The sequence below is a fragment of the Desulfobulbus sp. genome (genome assembly GCF_031547805.1).
Taxonomy (GTDB): domain Bacteria; phylum Desulfobacterota; class Desulfobulbia; order Desulfobulbales; family Desulfobulbaceae; genus Desulfobulbus.
The window spans coordinates 80,930-99,475 of the sequence record NZ_JAVBRQ010000020.1 but is presented as its reverse complement, the minus strand read 5'-3'; the positions used below and the strand labels follow the sequence as shown (position 1 = coordinate 99,475).

At 57.7% G+C, this 18,546-nt stretch carries 18 protein-coding genes, 1 tRNA gene and 1 pseudogene; 4 read left to right on the top strand and 16 right to left on the bottom strand.

The annotated features are described in order from the left end of the window. Positions 1-8: 8 nt before the first annotated feature. Entirely contained in the window at positions 9-209 is a 201-nt protein-coding gene (locus tag RMR13_RS07700; protein WP_310600058.1) for a DUF1737 domain-containing protein, read from the bottom strand. Positions 210-307: 98 nt separating this feature from the next. On the opposite strand from RMR13_RS07700, the gene RMR13_RS07695 reads away from it, so the two are divergent. The 3 genes from RMR13_RS07695 (at position 308) to RMR13_RS07685 (ending at position 1,533) form a co-directional block, all read left to right on the top strand. Then, the gene (locus RMR13_RS07695; RefSeq protein ID WP_310600057.1) at positions 308-841 is read left to right on the top strand and encodes a DUF309 domain-containing protein; all 534 of its coding nucleotides are present in this window, start codon (positions 308-310) and stop codon (positions 839-841) included. Between the two features lie 86 nt (positions 842-927). Then, positions 928-1,004: transfer RNA gene (locus tag RMR13_RS07690), tRNA-Arg, on the top strand. Positions 1,005-1,275: 271 nt separating this feature from the next. After that, positions 1,276-1,533 carry a hypothetical protein gene (locus RMR13_RS07685; RefSeq protein ID WP_310600056.1) on the top strand — a complete coding sequence of 86 codons (258 nt, stop codon included), beginning with the start codon at positions 1,276-1,278 and terminating at the stop codon, positions 1,531-1,533. 213 nt (positions 1,534-1,746) lie between these two features. Here the strand turns inward: RMR13_RS07685 and RMR13_RS07680 are convergent, their stop codons facing one another. The 11 genes and pseudogenes from RMR13_RS07680 to RMR13_RS07635 all read right to left on the bottom strand — a co-directional run bounded on the left by RMR13_RS07680 (position 1,747) and on the right by RMR13_RS07635 (position 10,538). After that, positions 1,747-1,941: a hypothetical protein gene (locus tag RMR13_RS07680; protein WP_310600055.1), complete on the bottom strand. Its 195-nt coding sequence runs from the start codon at positions 1,939-1,941 to the stop codon at positions 1,747-1,749. Next, a complete protein-coding gene (locus RMR13_RS07675; protein WP_310600054.1) occupies positions 1,938-2,168 on the bottom strand; it encodes a hypothetical protein in 231 nt (76 codons plus the stop codon). The genes RMR13_RS07680 and RMR13_RS07675 overlap by 4 nt, the downstream gene beginning before the upstream one ends. A gap of 56 nt (positions 2,169-2,224) precedes the next feature. Next, positions 2,225-2,407: a hypothetical protein gene (locus tag RMR13_RS07670; RefSeq protein ID WP_310600053.1), complete on the bottom strand. Its 183-nt coding sequence runs from the start codon at positions 2,405-2,407 to the stop codon at positions 2,225-2,227. A gap of 605 nt (positions 2,408-3,012) precedes the next feature. Next, on the bottom strand, positions 3,013-4,164 hold the full coding sequence (locus RMR13_RS07665) for a toprim domain-containing protein (protein WP_310600052.1): 1,152 nt from the start codon (positions 4,162-4,164) through the stop codon (positions 3,013-3,015). 42 nt (positions 4,165-4,206) lie between these two features. Continuing rightward, positions 4,207-4,371, bottom strand: a pseudogene (locus RMR13_RS15375) (primase-helicase zinc-binding domain-containing protein); the annotation flags it as partial. Positions 4,372-4,566: 195 nt separating this feature from the next. Further along, positions 4,567-5,826, bottom strand: coding sequence for an AAA family ATPase (locus tag RMR13_RS07660; protein WP_310600051.1), 1,260 nt, complete (start codon positions 5,824-5,826; stop codon positions 4,567-4,569). Continuing rightward, positions 5,823-6,158 (bottom strand): helix-turn-helix domain-containing protein, encoded by a 336-nt coding sequence (locus RMR13_RS07655; RefSeq protein ID WP_310600050.1) that lies wholly within the window; start codon positions 6,156-6,158, stop codon positions 5,823-5,825. The genes RMR13_RS07660 and RMR13_RS07655 overlap by 4 nt, the downstream gene beginning before the upstream one ends. Before the next feature lie 424 nt (positions 6,159-6,582). Continuing rightward, complete coding sequence (locus RMR13_RS07650; protein ID WP_310600049.1) at positions 6,583-6,798, bottom strand: helix-turn-helix domain-containing protein; 216 nt, start codon at positions 6,796-6,798, stop codon at positions 6,583-6,585. Positions 6,799-7,043: 245 nt separating this feature from the next. After that, complete coding sequence (locus RMR13_RS07645; RefSeq protein ID WP_310600048.1) at positions 7,044-7,670, bottom strand: hypothetical protein; 627 nt, start codon at positions 7,668-7,670, stop codon at positions 7,044-7,046. A gap of 281 nt (positions 7,671-7,951) precedes the next feature. Beyond that, positions 7,952-9,043 (bottom strand): Fic family protein, encoded by a 1,092-nt coding sequence (locus tag RMR13_RS07640; RefSeq protein ID WP_310600047.1) that lies wholly within the window; start codon positions 9,041-9,043, stop codon positions 7,952-7,954. 331 nt (positions 9,044-9,374) lie between these two features. Next, positions 9,375-10,538 (bottom strand): tyrosine-type recombinase/integrase, encoded by a 1,164-nt coding sequence (locus RMR13_RS07635; protein ID WP_310600046.1) that lies wholly within the window; start codon positions 10,536-10,538, stop codon positions 9,375-9,377. Between the two features lie 735 nt (positions 10,539-11,273). On the opposite strand from RMR13_RS07635, the gene RMR13_RS07630 reads away from it, so the two are divergent. Next, positions 11,274-12,476: an HD-GYP domain-containing protein gene (locus RMR13_RS07630; RefSeq protein ID WP_310600045.1), complete on the top strand. Its 1,203-nt coding sequence runs from the start codon at positions 11,274-11,276 to the stop codon at positions 12,474-12,476. Between the two features lie 41 nt (positions 12,477-12,517). Here the strand turns inward: RMR13_RS07630 and RMR13_RS07625 are convergent, their stop codons facing one another. The 4 genes from RMR13_RS07625 to mgtA all read right to left on the bottom strand — a co-directional run bounded on the left by RMR13_RS07625 (position 12,518) and on the right by mgtA (position 18,292). After that, the gene (locus RMR13_RS07625; RefSeq protein ID WP_310600044.1) at positions 12,518-13,123 is read right to left on the bottom strand and encodes a hypothetical protein; all 606 of its coding nucleotides are present in this window, start codon (positions 13,121-13,123) and stop codon (positions 12,518-12,520) included. Positions 13,124-13,421: 298 nt separating this feature from the next. Continuing rightward, positions 13,422-14,495 carry a YbhN family protein gene (locus RMR13_RS07620; RefSeq protein ID WP_310600043.1) on the bottom strand — a complete coding sequence of 358 codons (1,074 nt, stop codon included), beginning with the start codon at positions 14,493-14,495 and terminating at the stop codon, positions 13,422-13,424. Positions 14,496-14,828: 333 nt separating this feature from the next. Continuing rightward, complete coding sequence (locus tag RMR13_RS07615; protein WP_310600042.1) at positions 14,829-15,638, bottom strand: PTS sugar transporter subunit IIA; 810 nt, start codon at positions 15,636-15,638, stop codon at positions 14,829-14,831. A 2-nt stretch (positions 15,639-15,640) separates the two neighbouring features. After that, positions 15,641-18,292, bottom strand: coding sequence for a magnesium-translocating P-type ATPase (gene mgtA / locus RMR13_RS07610; protein WP_310600041.1), 2,652 nt, complete (start codon positions 18,290-18,292; stop codon positions 15,641-15,643). Between the last annotated feature and the right edge of the window lie 254 nt (positions 18,293-18,546).

Below are 18,546 nucleotides of genomic sequence, written 5' to 3'. Positions count from 1 at the left end.
GTTGGCGCTTAGTAGGCGCCGATCTTGGTGTCCATGGTGAAGATCTCGCCTTCGACCTCTTTTACCAGGGCCTGGCCGGCGATCACCGTCTTGCCGTCGAAGGTCAGGGTGGGGCCGCCGTGCAGTTGCCAGCCGCGATTGAGCTTGTCGGACACGCGTTTGCAGAAGGTTTCGTCGTCGGGGCCGGTAATACAACTGTACAGTTTCATGTTCGCACCTTTGGTGTTGGCGGTATAATAGGCGCAAACCGCCGAGGCGGCGGCTTGCCGGCTGCCACTATACCATTGATCAGCAGGGAGCACGACCCATGAAACCCACGCCGTTTGACCCGTTCCGAGACCGGTTGAGCCGAGACATTCGCAACGATTTGTCCGCGGCCATGATGCGCTGCCTCGCGGCGCAGAGCCTGGAGCCCGCCCGCCGGGTTGCCGACCGGTTCCTGAGCGATTCCCCGGGTCCGGAGCGGACCGCCTATATCCGCGGCCGGCTGGAGCGATACGGACGTTTTCTTGGCCGTGCGGCCCGGCGGCCGGACGACACTTTGTGGCAGGGGCTGGTGCTTTGGGATCTCGGGCTTTTTTTCGAGGTGCACGAAATCCTCGAGCATGCCTGGATGCGGGCCGAAGGAACGGAAAAGGTTTTTCTCCAGGCCATGATCCGGGCGGCCGGGGTGTATATCAAACAGGAATTCGGTTTTGACGAGGCAGCGGCCAAGATGGCGGCCAAGGCTCTGCCGGTGCTGGCGGCAAATCGGGACCGCCTTGCGCCCTATTGCGATCCCGAGCGGCTGCTGGCCGCGCTTCGGGTACCGTCGGGACAAACGCCGCTGCTGTTGGATTGATCCTTTTTCAGGATTCGAGTCCGAAGGTGGGGTTGACGCCGGCGCTGATTTCCGGGTAAGATAGCGGCGCTTTGCCACGAGCGGCTGCGCCCGTAGCTCAGCTGGATAGAGCATCGGACTTCGAATCCGAGTGCCGGGGGTTCGAATCCCTCCGGGCGCGCCAAAAAAACAAGGGTTTAGAGGTTTTCCTCTGAGCCCTTTTTCTTTTGGTGCTACCTCGGTGCTACCTTTGAAAAAAGGTGTAGCCGCCAAGGTGGTGGCCGGACGATCCGCCTTGACATCTCCCCAAAATTGGGGGAGGCTTCTGGGGTGGATGAAAACGATACCGCGGTATCGTTTTGCCGGAAATGGGAACGGCAGTTCCCCTTTGCCCGTAAACGAGAGATAAAAAAAGTCCGTTGCGAAATAATTTCGCAACGGCAGCCAAATTCGCCATGCGCTGGAATATTGGATGGGTTGTCATCTTGTTGCTTGCCGGGCCGAGTGCCTGGCTGCTCTGCGAGCTGGTTCAGCCGAGTGCGGTCGCTTTTGGCCTCATTTTCTTTGTCCTCCCCTTCCTCGGGCTTTGCGGGTATGCCCTGATTGGAATACTGCGCATCCTTTTCACCCCGTGGGGCAAAGTAGTGGAAGACGCACTCAACGCAATCATCGAGGAAGAGGAGGAGAATGAAGCGCGGTCAGGAAGAAGCTGAAGCCGTAGTCCCAGACGATGGGTCCGTGGCCGCTGGTATTCCTCCTGATATTCGGACTCCCTCTTGGTTGGATTCGCATCAGGGGGTGCTGGCTATTGCCTTTTCCGGGCTTGTCTTGTGTTTGCCCGCTGACCGCTGCCGAAAAAAGTTTCGCTATCGGCTGTGACGCCTCGTGACATCCCGTGACACGATCCCATTTGCCCACAGGGCTTTTCACCGCTTCAGGTTCTCGTCTCTCATGCGCTCGGCCCAGGCTCGCAGGTCTTCCGGCAGGGCAAGCCAGTTGCCCCTTTCCTCGATGCGGAAAGCCGGAAGGGCATGTCGCTTGACGTAATGAGGCAAGAGCCGCCAATTGATGCCGACCGCCTCGCCGATCGCCTTGGCCCCGCAAATAACAAGCGGCTTCATGGGCGGCTTTTTTTCCAGCGTGTCGCCAGGTAATCCTCACGCGCCTTGTGCTCCGCCTCCGCCACGCCCTCCAGGACGTCCTGAATGTCTTCGTGGTGCTCCGTGATCTTCTCTGTCAGTTTGTCGATGGCGAAGCCGATAGCCGTAATCCCTCTCACTCCAAGATCCTTGTGGTAATGCGGATCAATGGAAGTGTCGCCCATCATCTCGGCAATGGTGATCAGCATGTTTGCCAGGTCCTGGATCGTGTAGGTGGTGGCCTCGATATGGTCGCGGCTGTCCTCTATCCATTGATTTCCAGGTCGTTTAGGGTGCGGGTGTGGTGGGTGGTTTCCATGGGGGGGGGCTCCGTCTTGGTGGTATTTGAGCCGCCCGATGCGTTTTCCAGGACGCAAAAAAGGGCGGCGATATGCGGGCTGGAAAACCGGTAGACGGACAGACCGGTGGGCGCAAGGCCCCCACGCATACCACCGCCCAAGGGAACATCGCCTGAATTTTCAGGTGATGGAAAGAAGAGCAGTGCCGTGCTGTGGACACAAAAAAACCGCCAGGCAGAGATTGGTGGCGGTGTGTCCGCCGTCTATTCGGGTTTCCAGGCCCGGCCACGCCTCTTTTTGACGCGGCAAGGGTATCATTGCCTGGATCGGGCGGATTGTCAACGGGGAACGCTTACCGCAACGGTGGCGAGCCATTGTTGCGAAATAATTTCGCAACGAAGAGAGAGGTTTCTTGCCGCGAGGGCGTTTTCACAAAGTGGGATTTTCCCCTTTGCGCCGGCTGCCTTCCTGGCGAACTGTTAAGAATTCCTTACGAGTTGCCCTAGAGGGCCGCAAAGCGAGCCAGGATCGATTTTACGGGCTGCAATTCATGCCAGGGAGAGTTAGGTGCGTTTGCCGTAAAATCGAACACGGGGCATTTGGCGGCGTTCTGAGCGGTCACGGATATGGAGTATTTTTTGTCTGTAAACAGAGACAGGTCGGGGCGCGATATACCCGCAGCCCGGAGGCCCACCGGAAGGACCCAAAAGCTGTCTACTTATAGAGACAATATGTGCCGGGCGCGGTACCCACATCACCTCCTTCCCTCCTCCAAGGGGCACTCGGCCATGGAGCCGAGCCGTGACCGTCGCCAATGGGTTTCGTCTTCCTCCTGGCAGCACCACCACGACATGCCAGCCGCCGGGATCGCCAATTGGTGGAAGTGTTCGCAGCGGGTGGAACACCATCCGGGCAGAGGTTGGGCAATGCTCTTCTCCAGCCCGTGACAATCCGCCCGGCACCATGAAGGGAGTGGCTGTTCCGCTTCGTGTGCGCCCACTGGCTGCATCGCCGCCACCGCTTCGCTCTCCGCATCATGTCGAGCAGCACGGGGCGCATGTGGGGCATCCTGGCGCGTTTCTCCCACAAGTCCTACCTCTACCCACATTCGCACGGGAATACCGGTCTGGTGCATCTCGCCAGGGGCTTTCCCCGCTGCCGGCGGCCATCGTCGCGACTGCGGGAAGTGTTCTCGCCACCAAGCCCAGGCCCGTGCTCCTGCCCGTTGCCCCCGTGCGTCGGGTTGATCAAAGTCCAGGGCAACCAGAATGACGGGAGCGGCTTTCAGGAAATCCACCGTGGCGGTGTGCGGGCGGTTCGATGCGGAGCCCAAGGCCATGACGGAACAAAGCCCCGGCGCTTCCTGTGCAATGAGCAGGGCATCGAGTTCCGACTCCACCAGGGCCACAGGCAGTCCCGGTTTGCCCAGGATGAGCGCACCATTGCCGCCGCCCTTGACAGCCTGATACTTCGGCCATGCATCGCCCGGTTGCCAGTCGCGACGGCGAATCTTCACGGCCACTGGTCCGGCCTTGCGGAAGGTGGGCACCACCAGCCCGGCAGGAAGAAACAGCTTGCCGGGGTTGCCCTTGCTGTTCAGCCAAGGTTCCAGCCCCCATGCTTCCGGGGCGTCGTAGCGGTCGGTGGGGTTCCAACCCAGGCCATGCCGCAAGGCGAACTCTATGGCCAGGGCCCGGCCATAGAGAGCAGCCCGCCCGGCTTCGGAGGAAAGGTGCTCCCGGCACTCGGCAAGGAAAGTCTCGGCCCGCTGCCGCCATTGTTCTGAAGGCTGGCGCTCCGGCTCCGGTTCCCAGGGCCGCTCCTTAGTCGGCTGCCTTGCGAAATGCTCGGCGCTGTTCTGTCGGGGTTCTACCTGGAGCGCCGCACAGGCGTCAGGATAGCTCATGCCGTGAAAGTCCCGGAGGAATTGGGTGCAATCGCCGCCTTCCGGCTTGCACCCCCGGCAAAGATACTTGCCACCGGTCGCACCGCTTGGGTGTTCAGGCCAGGCAATGAAACGATCCGTTCCGCCGCAGCCTGGGCATGGTCCCGCCCACTCACCGTGCCCCTTATGCTTGAACTGCCCGGCAGGGAGAAAACTCAGAATATCCATTTGGCCAACCTCTCTGGTATCGGCTTCGCGCGCCCCAAAAGACCAAGTGGTACAGACAGGGGGAACACTTCAAATGTTCCAGCCTGTACCACCCTTTTAAGGGGAACAATCGGAACATCGGAACATTGCTGAAATCATTGAACTTTTTCTGCTGTTCCATCGTCAAAAAACAAGCACCCCGGAACAATTGTGTAATTATTGAATTTCATTCAACAATTCTTTTGTTCCGGGATCGTCGGAACAATCGGAACAATCGGAACAAAGGTGTTCGCGCTTCCCTGATTTCACCTTGAAAAAGAGTTCCAGCGCGAGCCCTCGCTCGACAGTTTTTCGAGTTCGGGAAATTCCCCAGGAGAAAGCGTCTTGTCCGCAACGGGAAACGCTCATGCGCTTCTCTCCATCCGCTTCTCGCCGCCTTACTTCCTCGGCCAAATTGTGGGCGTCGGCAATAATATCCCCTTCGGCCTTCTCTTGCCCGGCAGCCTCGACACGGTACAGGAGACCCTGTTCCCCTCTGGCAAGGTAGTAGCGGGGCTCTGGCGCGCCGGCGTTCTTCTTCCCCACCCGGACGGCGACAAAGCTGCCATCGGCCCGGCCCCTGGCCTCGTCACCAATGAGTTTTACCGCCAGGCTTGCGCCCAAGGGAGCCATGAGCAGCCCCCAGCGGATGCATCCGGACAGAGCGCTGGCACCGCGCATGGCTGTTTGCGTCAGGGCCTTGGCGAGTTCATCCGGGCTTTCGACACAATCCCCGGCGGTTTTGTTGGAGTGGTGCAACAGGATGATATTGCAGTCGAGGTCCGCAATGATGTCCTCGAGGTGGCCGCAAAACCCTGTCATTGCCGGGTTGTCGTTTTCCTCGATACCCGCGAAACGAGCCAAGGTGTCGAGGATCAACAACGAGGGGCGGACCTTTTCAAGTAAGGTGCGTAGGTCCGCAAGATGCGGCGTGGGGGTTACGGCGGTTCCACGGCCGCCAGTGCAAAGATGCACCTGGCCGTGCACCGCCACGCCGTAAAAGCTGGCAGCAGCGGTGCTCCGGATGTTCTCCGGCAATTGCATCAAAGCGTGATGCGCGCGCCGATGAATCACCAGTGCGTCGTCTTCCGCGCTCAAATACAGGACGGGGCCGGGAGATGGCACCGGCCAAGTATCGAGGAAAGGAAGCCCGCCCGCCACGGCCACGGCAAACTGAATAGCGAGCGTTCCTTTGCCGGCGCCTGGAGGCCCGGCGATGACACCCAGGCAGCCCCGGCGCAAACTTTTGCCCAGGAGCCATTCGTAACTCGGCGGGAAATAGTTGAGGTAAGCGGTGCTGGAAAAAAATTCCGGGTCGACCTGGAGCGGTCTGCGTTCCGGCACAGCGGAGGCGACCAGCGCGGTGTCGGCTTCCTCTTCGGCAACGCGGCCGGCTACCAGAGCTTGCACGGTGTCTCTATTGAAGCCGTCAATCATGGCTCCACCTCGTTGCCAGGAGCCAGCCGATAGCTGGCGACTCGATGTTTCACGCCGCCGGCGCAGTATTCAACCGCCCACTCCGTGCGGATAGGGTGGCCCTGTTTGCGCAACTCCATGCAACGGGCCGCCGGGTGCATGATGTCTTCCGCCCGTGCCCCCAGGGTGGTCAATGAGCCGTGCCGGAGAAGGTCGAGGATGCGCCGCCGCTGAGCAGCCACAGAGGTTGATTGACAGGACACCTCTGGCAAGGTATCTTGTTGATCGACAGTTTTTCCTTTGTGCCCTGATCCGTCGCCAGCCGGACCGGGGCATTCTTTTCTTGCCTTCATCTCGGCACTCCCGCTTTCCGCAACTTCCGGACTGCTCTCTTAGCCGCCGACTTCCGGCCAGCCCGTTTCCGTCTGCAAGCTGCGCACGTGGAGAAAACCACCGATCTCCCTTGCGAATGAATGACGTGATACATGTCGCCAGGGCCGTCGCACCAGCAGCACGATTCATCTGCCGTCCCGGCGCGGATGGCCGTCAAGACAATCTCATCGACTGCCTTTTCCAAAGAGGACTCCACCCGGGTGAGCCGTTCCGCATTCGGCAGCGCCTTGCAGGAAGCGCAAAGGTAATACTCCATGCTCCGGGATTGCCCGGGAATGCCGCCAAACCTGTGGACGTGTTCGGGGCGAGGAATGAAGACATGGGTGCCGATGGGTGGCCTTGTGCTCCCGCAAAGGCAGCACATCCGGCTGGTCGCAACCATGATCACACCTCTACCGGGGAAATGGTCCGGGAGTCGATGAACGCTTCGATGTCCGATGGCCGGTAGCGAACCGACCTGCCAATTTTCACCCACGGCAACGGGTAGCGATGGGTGCTTCGCCATACCGATAACACCCCAGGGGTTGTTCCCAGCATGGCAGCTGCCTCTTCGGGCGAGAGGAGTCTGGTTGCAGGTTGGGGCTTCTGGATCGATTTCATTCTTTTACCTCACGATAAGTTGCGGCGGATTACCCACCATTCATGAGGGGAAAGATACGCAATTTCAAAAAATCGTGTTTACCGATGGACCCGGAAAATGGACCCCTAAAATGGGGAAGGTGACCCATAAAATGAAGAGGGCGGCGGAAAAAAGCCTACCGCAACTTGCAAACAAAAACGGAGAGTTGCGCGGAGTGTGTCCATTTCTCGGATCGGGGAACGGACACATAAAATGGAGGGGATATTTATTTTCTTAAATTAGAGCGGAGTTTTCGATTGATAGCTGCCCTTCTCTCGTCAAACCAAGATTTGATTTCGTGGCTGAATACGTATGTGCCGCCGACTTTATCAAACGGCATGCCCTCTTTGATGTAGTTCGTAATAGTGTCCTCGGAAAGCACGCCCAGATATTTTGCCGCCGCTTTCTTTCCCACCAATGGGTAACCCCCCGGGGGGATGCCTTCATCCGCGCTTCCTTCGGCTGGCTGCTGCTGTTCCGCCTCCATGGTAAAAAGTTCCCGGCAAGCGATGACGTCCCCTGCCAGGACCTCAACATCGTTCAGGGTGATGGTCACCCTTGTTTGTATTGGTACTTGTCGGGTGGCCGGTGCGATCTGTATACCCCATGAATGTCGCTTCAGGTTGGAAACCGTTTTGTAGCCATATCGGCGAGACGAGTAGCGGCTCTTACTGATTAAGCATGCCAACAATCTTGCGCCGTCGTCCTCGACGCCGTCTTTCGTGAGGTGAATTTCCGCGCCGGTTGAGCGCAGCGCCAGCAGCAACTCCCTGGGGTCCACCTGGAGGCATTCCGCCGCCAAGGGGAGGGCAAGGCGGGTATCGGGCGGCAAGCGTTCAAAGTCAAGTTTCATCTGTTTCGCGCTCCTGTAGCGCCCTGGTGTGGAGATCACGGGGAAACCGCCCCAGGATAGGCGGCTTGTCGAGTGCCCTCTATCCCCGCAAAGTGAAATCTTCGTTATCTCTTCCCGCCGCAAACCGCTTTGCTATGTCTTCAGTTCTCCATGCCTTCCAACTCATATTTGCCACGCCAGGTGAACTGCAGATTGGGGGCGCGCGCGTCAGGTAGATTCACCCGTCCGGCTTAGTGGAAGAAGAATTTTTCTTTTTGAGAGGCATTTGGTTTCCTTTCAGTCTACTCGTTGTACGCCGGCCATTCGTCATTGTCGGCCAAAATCCGGCATAGCGGCATGTTGATATAATAATTATTCCGCCCCAACTTCCGTTTTTGCAGAAAGCCACCTGCGGTAAGCTGGTTTAGATAATTGGTTGCGGTAAGCCTGGAAACGCCCATATCTTGCATGATAAACTCAATCCGGGTGTAGGGGTGCCGGAACAAGTTGTTAATCAAATCCTGACTGTAAAAACGGTATTTCTTCCGTATCGCGTGTTTAACCCGAAAAAGCAGATTTTTTATGGCCTGAATACTGGCGACGGTCTCAAGAGCGGTTTGCTCGACCGCATCCATCATATACATCACCCAATTTTCCCAGGAATCGGCATCGCGCACGTCTTGCAACAGGCGATAATATTCTCCCTTATGCTGAACGATAAATCGACTCAAATAGAGCACGGGAATATTCAACAAATCTTGCTGCACAAGATACAATACATTGATAATGCGGCCGCAGCGGCCATTGCCGTCATAAAAGGGATGAATGCTCTCGAACTGATGATGAATCAGCGCCATCTTTACCAGAGGATCGGCGACGAACAGTTGGTCATCGTTGATGAAGCGCTCAAGATCGGTCATCAATTGCGGTACGACTTCGGGCGTGGGAGGGATGTAAATGGTCGCGCCCGCGTTATTGCGAAGTTCCGTTCCCGGCAATTTACGAAATCCGGCATGGTTCTTTTCCAGTTCCGCCTGAATCGTCAGAATGTGCTTGCTGGTCAACAGCTTGCTGTCGCTAACACGCTGAAAACCTGCCCATAGCGCTTCGCGGTAACAAGCGACTTCCTTGGCGGCTGGATTGCCGGAGAATTGAGGAAAGACCGCCTGTTGAAAAAGATCGTTATGGGTGGTGATAATATTTTCGATTTCCGAACTGTCCTTGGCTTCCTGAAGCCCAAGGGTGTCAATCAGAATGGCCTGATTAGGGATGGAGGCGACGATGCCTTTCAATTCTGCTAGTTGACGGCTGGCGGTATTCAATTTTTTTAGAATGGCCGGGGTTTCAAAACGTTCAGGCGATAACCGCCGCTCTAAAGGTATGAGCGTTTTCATTCGCGGCTCCTCATAAAAAGAAGGTAGTGGGAAATAGGGCGACTTTATATTGATCGGCCATGATGTGTACAGAAAAAAGGCACTCTCTATACATATCTTGATGGACGGATATAGATTCCACTTGTTTTCCATGCATATGACATTTTCGCGGCGGATAGCGGAAAAGTACCGTGAGCGGATATTCAACCATTGAGAGCCTCATCGTGGGTGAAGGCCTCCGGTGTCTTGCCGGGAGAAAAATCTTTTTTCCAAGCCACCGGATTCGCCAGTGGTTACTGACTCGTTAGCGCAACAAAAAAGCAGCAACGCCGCAGCCATCATTGGTTATCACTTATTTCTTCCCGCCGCCGGCCGCTTCCAGCATGGCCGTGGCGGCCTTCTCCATGGCGGATCGTACCGGATCGAGATCAAGCCGGGCATAAATGCTGGTGGTGGATGGGCTCAGGTGGTTCAGACTCTTGCCGATGATAGGCAGGCTGGCGCCGGTTTTGGCTTGCCACGACCCCATGGTGCGCCGCAGGTCATGGATGCGCGCTCCCTTGATCCCCGCGGCTTGGCAGATTCGCGCCCATGCTTTGAATGGGTTCAACAGGTGGCCGGTCTTGCCGCGCCCTGGAAAGACGAAAAAGGAGGACGTGTTTTTCCACCGGTCCCGCAGGATGTCGAGGACAGGTCCAACCAGGGGGACGTTTTGCGGGGTGCCATTCTTGGTTTCAGGAATGCGCCAGGTTTCGGTCTTCAGATCGATGTCGCTCCACCGCATCGAAAGGACGTTTGCCCGGCGGGCACCGGTCAGCAGGGCGACAAGGAAGAAATCTCTGGCCGTGCCGTTCGGCTCTTGCTCCAGGGCTTGGAAGAACCGGGCCAGCTCATCGGCGGACAGGAAGCGGTCCCTGGACTGCTCGGAGAACATCTTGACCCCAAGGCAGGGATTCAAGCCTTCCCACAGGCCAAACTCGATGGCACGGCCAAAAACGGAGGAGATCAGGGCAAGGACGCGGTTGGCGTGAACTTGGCGGACTTTGCCGATCCGGGAATGAATAGCGGCAATATCCTGCCGGGTAACGGTAGAAAGCCTTTTTCTTCCAAGTGCAACGAGGTGCCGGTCAAAGTAGCGCTGATCCTCCCTCCATGTCCGCTTTTTGATTTTGGCATGCCGCTCCATGTAGATTTCGAACAGCCCGGCAAAGGTCATTTCTTGCCGCTGCTGTCTCAGCTTGTCGTTCGGGTTCTCGCCATTGATCAGGTCAACCTTGATTTCCCGCGCTTTCTTCCGGGCCTGCTCCACGGTCAGTTCCGGGAAGGTGCCGATGGTCACGCGAATCGGCTTGCCCATGTGCTTCTTGTAAAGCTGAAAGGTTTTGCGGCCCGCTGGCGTGATCTGAAGAACAAGCCCGCTTTCGCGCTCATCGTGCAGGTAAAACCTTGTTGTTCCGGCCGGAGTCTGTACTAGTTCAAGGGCGGTCTTGGTGAAGTTGACTGTATTTTTTGCCATTTGGTGCTACCTTTGAATGACCGTTTTGATTGTAATCCGTTGCTCTTCCCTGTTTTTTGGTGCTACCTCGGTGCTACCTTTGAGAGTAAAAAAGGGCGTTTTTGGTTAAGTTTCGTTAAGGTCCACATTATGGTCATGTTGTTGATTAGTCAACTTAATTATGGTTCGTTATGCTTGGTAAATAACCCGAAATAAAGACTTCGAATCCGAGTGCCGGGGGTTCGAATCCCTCCGGGCGCGCCAGAAATTGAAGGAGTTGGGTTGTTGACCCAACTCCTTTTTTGTTGCCGACCGGTTTTGCAGGCACTTGTGGCCAAAATCGATCAACGTGTGCTCTTGCCGTTCATGGCTGTCAGGGGGGGCGCATATTTTTCACTTGGCGGCTTGTTCAATTTTGCTGCGCCACTTCAACTTGGTTTGCCGGAGAGCCCTCCTTTCCACCTCCATCCATGATGCATAGATTTGTGTGAGGAGCGCCTCCTCGCGGAAAGGCCTTGCAATTCAAGCTGCCCGTGGCACACTGGTTGTGAGATTATCTGTGCAATTTACTGTTTTTTTGTAATTACATCGCGTCACCGTCTGTTCCATCTTGATTTGCTTCCCTTGAGCGATTCTTCCAGCGGGAGACGGACATGTGATTGACTATTGAATTAGGAAACAGCACCCTGTGTTTACGGAAAAAAGAGATTGCCGTCACTGTTGATCATAGTTTTCTGCGCCAGGTTTCAATGAGTTATGATAAAAAAGGTAAATGTTGAATGTTTGCGAGTCGGAGTTTATGTCCATGATTTTAACTGTGACTGGAATGGGAGCAATCTATATATTGAGCCAAGTTATATAAAGAGTGAAAATACTATTGAAATATTGAAAAATTGGAATATCGAAGAGGTTTTTATCGATACGGACCGAGGGCTGGACGCAGAGCCGTCGAGATCTGTTGTTGAAGATGTAAGTTTTATTACTCCTTTTGGAGTAAAGCGCCACCGTGAGCGGCCTGCTGTGCCCTTGAAAAATGAATTGCAATCATCCAGGAAAATCACAGAGGATGCCGTCAGGATTGTCGAACAGACCTATCGGCAGGCCATGGAAGGGAGCATGCCCGAAGTCGGGCCCTTCTATGAGCTCGCAAAGCAGATGCAGGTTTCGATTCAAAGAAATCGCGACGCTCTTTCGCTCCTGAGCCGCATCCGCAAAAAAGACGAATACACGCTGTATCATTCGGTCAGTGTCAGTTCCCATGTCCTGAACATGTGCCATTACTACGAAATCCCGGAGCAGCAGAGCCTCGACATAGCGGTTGGCGCTTTGTTCCATGACATCGGCAAGGCGCTGGTGCCGCAGACTATTCTCAACAAGCCCGGCAAGCTTACCGAGGCGGAATTCAATGAAATGAAACGGCATGCCGAGTTGTCCATGGACATGCTTTCCAGGGCAAAAAATATTCCTTTGGAGGGGTATGACATAGCCTTGCATCATCATGAGCGATACGACGGCAAAGGGTATCCCCACGGTCTGGAAAAAGACCGGATCAGTTTTGCGGCGCAGCTCACCAGCGTCTGCGACGTGTTCGACGCCGTTACCTCGGAGCGGTGCTACAAGGCCGGCATGGAGTCGGTATTGGGGTTGCGCATAATTTACGAAGGCGGCGGCGGGCACTTCAACAAGGAATTGGCCAATGATTTCATCCGGTGCATCGGCATGTATCCGGTCGGCACTTGTGTGGTGTTGGCCGACGGCAGGAGTGGGGTGGTGATCGGCTCCACTGAAGACATGACGCGGCCAATCGTCCAGATCCTCTACGATGAAAAGAAACAGAAACAGCTCGCCCCGTTCACCGTCGATCTGTCGCAAACCAACGACACGATCGCAAGTTACAGCGACACGAGAAGGTTCGGGCTGACCTATAATCAGCTCTTGAGGAAATTTCTGTTGTCGTGAAGCCCCCGTATGACCAGAAACGGATCGCCCGCCGTTCTTGACTATGGAGTGGATCCGAGGATATCGAGCAGGGGACGAAAGAGCTGTTCGTAATCGCGAAGTCCTTTGATCAGGATCAATTCGAGGGAGGGAAGATCGCGGGTGTTGATGACCAGATTGGCGCTGAGAGCTAATGCTTCCAGATCGTAAAAGGTGTGCAGATCAGCACCTACCAGCACGAAATAAATGTGTCTCCGCTGGTCGGTCGTTAGCCGGTTGACGAACCGGAGTACCTCCTCGAAGGCCGCATCCGCGCCGCAGAAAACCAGGCGGTATTTGTTCGCACTCAGTCGTTCGAGGGCCTGCGCGGTCGAGCTCGCCGTTGTTACGACGTATCCCATCCGAGCCAGTTTTTGCGCTATCAACTCCTGTTGGGGCTTCCCACCGAGGGCGAGCAGCGCGGGAGGGGCGCTGTCGGCACGCTTCTGCTGCTCGCCAAAGTCCGCGTGCGCCAACCAGTTCATATCCGGTGGCGGCGGAACGATGACCGTGGAAGACTCCGCCTTCGCTGATTCGTTTTGAAAAAGATCAGGAAAGAGGCTCTGGGCGCTTTGTCCGGCAAGGCTGCTCAGAGTTTTTTTTATTTTGCCTTTTATGTGAGGCCCCATCGAAAGAATATACGACTGCTAAGTGGCTAATCGCCCTGGGAAAAGCATTTTCAGTAAGTCGGTGCGGAGAACCCTTCGCCCCTTGCCATCAATCGAACGCAACATTTGAGCCTGCCATCGGTCTCCCCGCTGCAGCCCGCCAGTTCAAAGCGTTCGTTCCACCGCACTCCCGTTATCCGTAACCGCCCGGTAATCAAACATTTCTCCACCGATACCCTTCTTGTACCGCGTGGGCAAGGCCGGTGCACGGTTTTCTCCCGGCCGTGCCGAATTGCGGGGAAAAAACAGGCCCCTCTCCCTAGTTTTCATCCTCCCGGAGCAGGCAGTATTTGGAGGCCTGCGAACGTTCGAAGATCAAAATGACCGGGATGGACAGGGCAAGCGGCAACATGAGATAAAGCAGGCGCCAGATGAGCAGGGCCGCGATCACCCCGGTGGGCGGGACCGTGTCGATGATGGCCAGGAAGACAGCTTCCATCACCCCGAGACCACCCGGCGCCTGGGAAACGAGACCGGCGGAAAAGGACAGAATGAACGCCCCCAACACCACGAAGTAGCCCGGATTGCTGGCTTCGGGCAAAACAAAGTAGATGATGCCGGCCGCCGACATGATTTCCAGCGGGGCCGCGAGCAATTGCCTGCCCACGATGCCGAGCCGGGGGTAGACGATATCCAGCGTGCCCACGCGGAAGGGTTTGTAAGTCCGCCACGATCCCACGACATACAGGGTGCACAAAATCAGCAGGAAAATGCCCGCTGCCTGGACCAGCCAGACCGGCAGAGTCATCCGGGGAATGAGGTCGGAGAGCGAAAGCACGATTTCCGGTTCGAACACCAGCACCACCCCTAGGAGCAGCAGGCTGCCGAACAGGAAGGTAAACGAACACATGGCGACCAGCGCCGCGACTTCGGTGGCCTTGAGTCCCTTGGCGCAATAGGCCCGCAGACGGACGATGCCGCCGGAGAGGATCGAGGCCCCCAGGTTGTGGCCGAGCGCATAGGTCACGAACGAACAGATGGCGACATAAGGCCAGGAGATGCCCTTGAGCCGGTTGAGGTGCATCAGGGCGATCCGGTCGTACCACGCCAAGGCCAGGTAAGCGGCCAAGGCGGACAGGCCGGCGAAAAGATGGGATTTGATCGGCACATCGATCACATAGGAGGCGATGGCGGCGGCGATTACCTTGATGTCGCTCCAGATGCCGCCGTTGTCCAGCAGGGCCTTGGTGGCCGGATCGCTTGCAACCTCGACCTGCAGCTTGTTGAACAGGAGCCAGATGGAGCCGCATACGAACAGCCCGACCACGAACTTCCACACCAGGCGGACGATGCGTTTTATTTTTGAAGGTGCTTGTGTCTGCTCAAGAGGCATATATGGCAATCGGGGCCAACCTCGCTCACGTACCGGGAAAAAGTGCCAAAGGCGAACAGACCGTCCGGTCGGCGCCGCGTGGCCCCGTTCGTTCCATTTTAACCCGGTCATTCGCCCCACGCGTCCCGGAGCCCGGACCGGCTTTCGGGACGCGGAGATCACTGCTGTCTTTTTCCATTTTCGTTCTTTTTCCGCAGTCGTCAACGGACAAAAAAAGAGAATGCACACCGGTTTCCCGGAAAGTACCGCGCCCTCCATGCGGACAACCCGGACGCAAGGGGCCGGCATGGGGACAAGGGCTGTGCGTGCGAGCCATACATAGCCATTTATTGATCAAATGTCACGATTTCGCTGTGTTTTTTCCGACAGAATACGAATGGCCAAACATTTGTGGACGATTCGTCCTCCCTCGTAGGCCACGGTGTTGCGGCGCAGGACCCGCCAACCCTTGACCTGGCAGAACCCGTCGGCCTCGAGCTTGTCGATCAGTCCGTCGGCCTGGTCAAGCATGAGGGTCAGCTCGGCATTCTGGCTCAGCGCGAACTGCCGCAGGCCCGCACCGCTGACCAGGGCAACCGGCTCCACCACCAGGTTGGAAAGATCCGTCAGGACCGGCTGTCCGACAGCCGGTTTGGCCTGCAGCCGGATCATCCTCGCCCTGGTGTCCGGAACAGCGGTTTCCTTGGCCGCCGCGATCAGGTCGAGCAGATAGTTGCGGACATCGTTCAGGTCCCGGGCCGATTCCAGCCTGCCGTTGTCGGGAAAGCTCTCCACCGCCTTGGCCATGATGGAGACTTCGCGCAGGTAATGGCTGCGCTGATTGGTCGGCACCAAGTACATCGCCACCAGCCGGACCGGTTGCCGGTCCTTGGTGCCGTAGGCGATCCCGGCCGGGCTCCAGCCGACCACGCAGACCAGGTCGCCGTCAAAGGGTACGCCCGCATGCGGACTGGCCCAGCCCCGGCCGATGCCGGTATTGGTGGCCTGTTCCCGGGCCATGACCAGCTCGACGATTTCCGTGCCGGCCGGAATTTCGGGAAACGCCTCGATGACATGCGCCAAAAACTGCAAGGCATGGGTTTTGTCGTTTTCGGGCAGTTCGAACAGTCGCCCTTCCTGAAGGGCATCGAGCAGGAGTTCCATGATCAATTGCCTCCGTACCGATGGATGAACCAGGTTTTGAGCCCGTGGGTCAGGACGCCGTAGCCGACCAGGAACGCGGCGATCCAGGCCCAATACGCCGGGGGCAGGGCCACCAGGCCGAGAGCGTCGGCACAGGGGGAATAGGGGAGCCACGCCCCGACCGCCATCACCGCCAGGGTGGTCATGGTCATGGGCAGGGAGGCGCTGCTCTGGAAAAAGGGGATGCGGCGGGTGCGAATGATGTGGACGATCAGGGTCTGGGTCAGCAGTGACTCGACGAACCATCCTGTCTGGAACAGCCGCGCCCATTGCTCCTGCTGCGCCGGCGAGGTGCCGGGCGCAAGGTATTTGGAGCAATCGAACACGAACCACATCAGGGCAAAGGTGGCGTAATCGAATAGCGAGCTGATCGGGCCGATCCACACCATGAACCGCTTGATATGGTCGATATTCCACTTCAACGGTTGGGCGATCTGCTCCTCGTCGACCGAATCGGCCGGGATGCCGGTTTGGGAGAAGTCGTAGAGCAGGTTGTTGGCCAGGATCTGCACCGGCAGCATCGGCAGGAAAGGGAGCAGGTAGCTGGCGCCGACCACGCTGAACATATTGCCGAAGTTGGAGCTGGATCCCATGCGGATATATTTGATGATATTGGCAAAAACCCGTCGACCTTCCATGATGCCCTCTTCCAGGACCAGCAGGCTCTTCTCCAGCAGGACGATGTCGGCGGCCTCCTTGGCAACGTCGACGCCGGAGTCCACCGAAATGCCGACATCGGCCGCTTTCAGGGCCGGGGCATCGTTGATGCCGTCGCCCATGAACCCGACCACATGGCCGCAGCGGCGGAGCTCGCGGACAATCTGCTCCTTCTGAGTGGGGGTGAGCTTGACGAACACGTTGCATTCCCGTACGGCTTGGGAAAATCGCGGCTGATCGAGCGCGGCCAACTCGGCGCCGGAGATCATCCGCCGCACGGGCAGGCCGACGTTGCGGCAAACCGTCCGGGTGATCAGGCCGTTGTCCCCGGTGAGCACCTTCACGGTCACCCCGGCCTTGGGCAGGATTTCAAGGGCCTCGGTGGCCGAGACCTTGGGTGGATCGAAAAAGGCGATGTAGCCCAGAAGGACCAGCCGGCTTTCGTCCCCGACCGCAAACACGGATTTTTCCGCGGAAAAGTCGCGGTAGGCAATGCCGAGCACCCGAAAGCCCTCGGCGTTGAGCTTGTCGACCTCCTCGAACAGATCGGCCCGGAGCAGGTCGATCAAGGGATAAATCTCCTCGTTGATCTGGTAATGGCTGCAGCAGGAATAGATTTCCTCGACCGCGCCCTTGCAGATCAGTACGTGGTCGCCCTCGTATTCCACCACCACCGACATGCGGCGGCGCTGGAAATCGAAGGGCAGTTCGTCCACCAGGCGGTAGTTGGCGTCGACCTCGAGATCGGCGAATTCGATCACGGCTCGGTCGATCAGATTGCGCAGCCCGGTCTGGAAATAGCTGTTGAGGAAGGCGTAGTTGAGCACCTCCTCGCTGGTGTGGCCCACGATGTCCACATGGCGCTCCAACACGACCTTGTCCTGGGTGAGTGTCCCGGTCTTGTCGGTGCAGAGGATGTCGATGGCGCCGAAATTCTGGATGGAGGGCAGGCGCTTGACGATCACCTTCTTCTTGGCCATGGTCAGGGCGCCCTTGGCCAGGTTGACGGTCACGATCATCGGCAGCATTTCCGGGGTCAGGCCCACGGCGACCGACAGGCCGAACAGCAGGGCCTCGAGCCAGTTGCCCTTGGTCATCCCCACAATGAAGAATACCGCGCAGACCAACAGCAGCATGAAGCGGATCATCAGCCAGGTGAAAGACCGGACGCCGATGTCGAAATTGGTCTCCTTGCCAGTGTCGGCCAGACGTTCGGCAATGGCGCCGAACACGGTGCGAGCACCGGTGTTGACCACCACACCGCGGGCCGTGCCGCTGATCACCGAGGAGCCGAGAAAGCAGGCGTTGGGCAACTCCAGGACCGTGGCCGGCGCCACGGCCGGCGCCAGGCTGGTCTTTTCCACCGGCATGGATTCGCCAGTGAGCGCGGATTCGCTGACAAAAAAATCCTTGGCCGCGATCAGGCGCAGGTCCGCCGGCACGATGGAACCAGCCTGGAGCAGCACGATGTCGCCGGGTACGACTTCCGACATCTTGATTTCGGCCTCTTCCCCGTCCCGCAGGACAAAGGTTCTCGACTGGACCCGCTTGCCCAGGGTCTCGACTGCGTTGCCGGACCGGCGGTCGAGGGCGAAGGAGAGGCCGACGCTGAGCGCGACCATCGCTCCGACAATGATCGACGACTTGGCCTCGCCGATCAGGGCCGATACCAGGGCGATCACCAGCAGCTGGATCACCAGCGGACTTTTCAGCCGGTGGCCGAGATCAACGACCGCGTTCAGCCGCTGGCTGCGGATCAATTCGTTCGGGCCGAAGCGGTCCAGACGCTGCTCGGCCTCTTTGCCGGTCAATCCCTGGTAACGGACGCCCAGGTCGGCCGCCATGGCTGCCAAGGGGGCGATGCAGTTGGCCAGCAGGTGCTGTTCGTTCTCCTGTTGACGGGCAAACTTGTTTTTTGCCGGCGATGCGGCGGAGGAAAAAGAACGGAAGAGGTTCATGCTTGCACCTCCCGTCAAAACGCGCGCAGCCGATCACATGACAGGGGCGAAGAATGGGCGGAAAGGGGGCAAGGCCGGCGCCTTGGTCCACACAAGAAGGGATGGCGGATGGATGCGATGAAAAGAAAGATGGGAATGCGCATGGTTCACCTCCGTTGGGGCCGCGGCGATCGAGGGGCGGCCGGAAGTGAACCGACGGCTAAAGGGGTACGGAGCGCCGACTGTCCAATCTACCCGCCGCGCCGCTTGCGCAC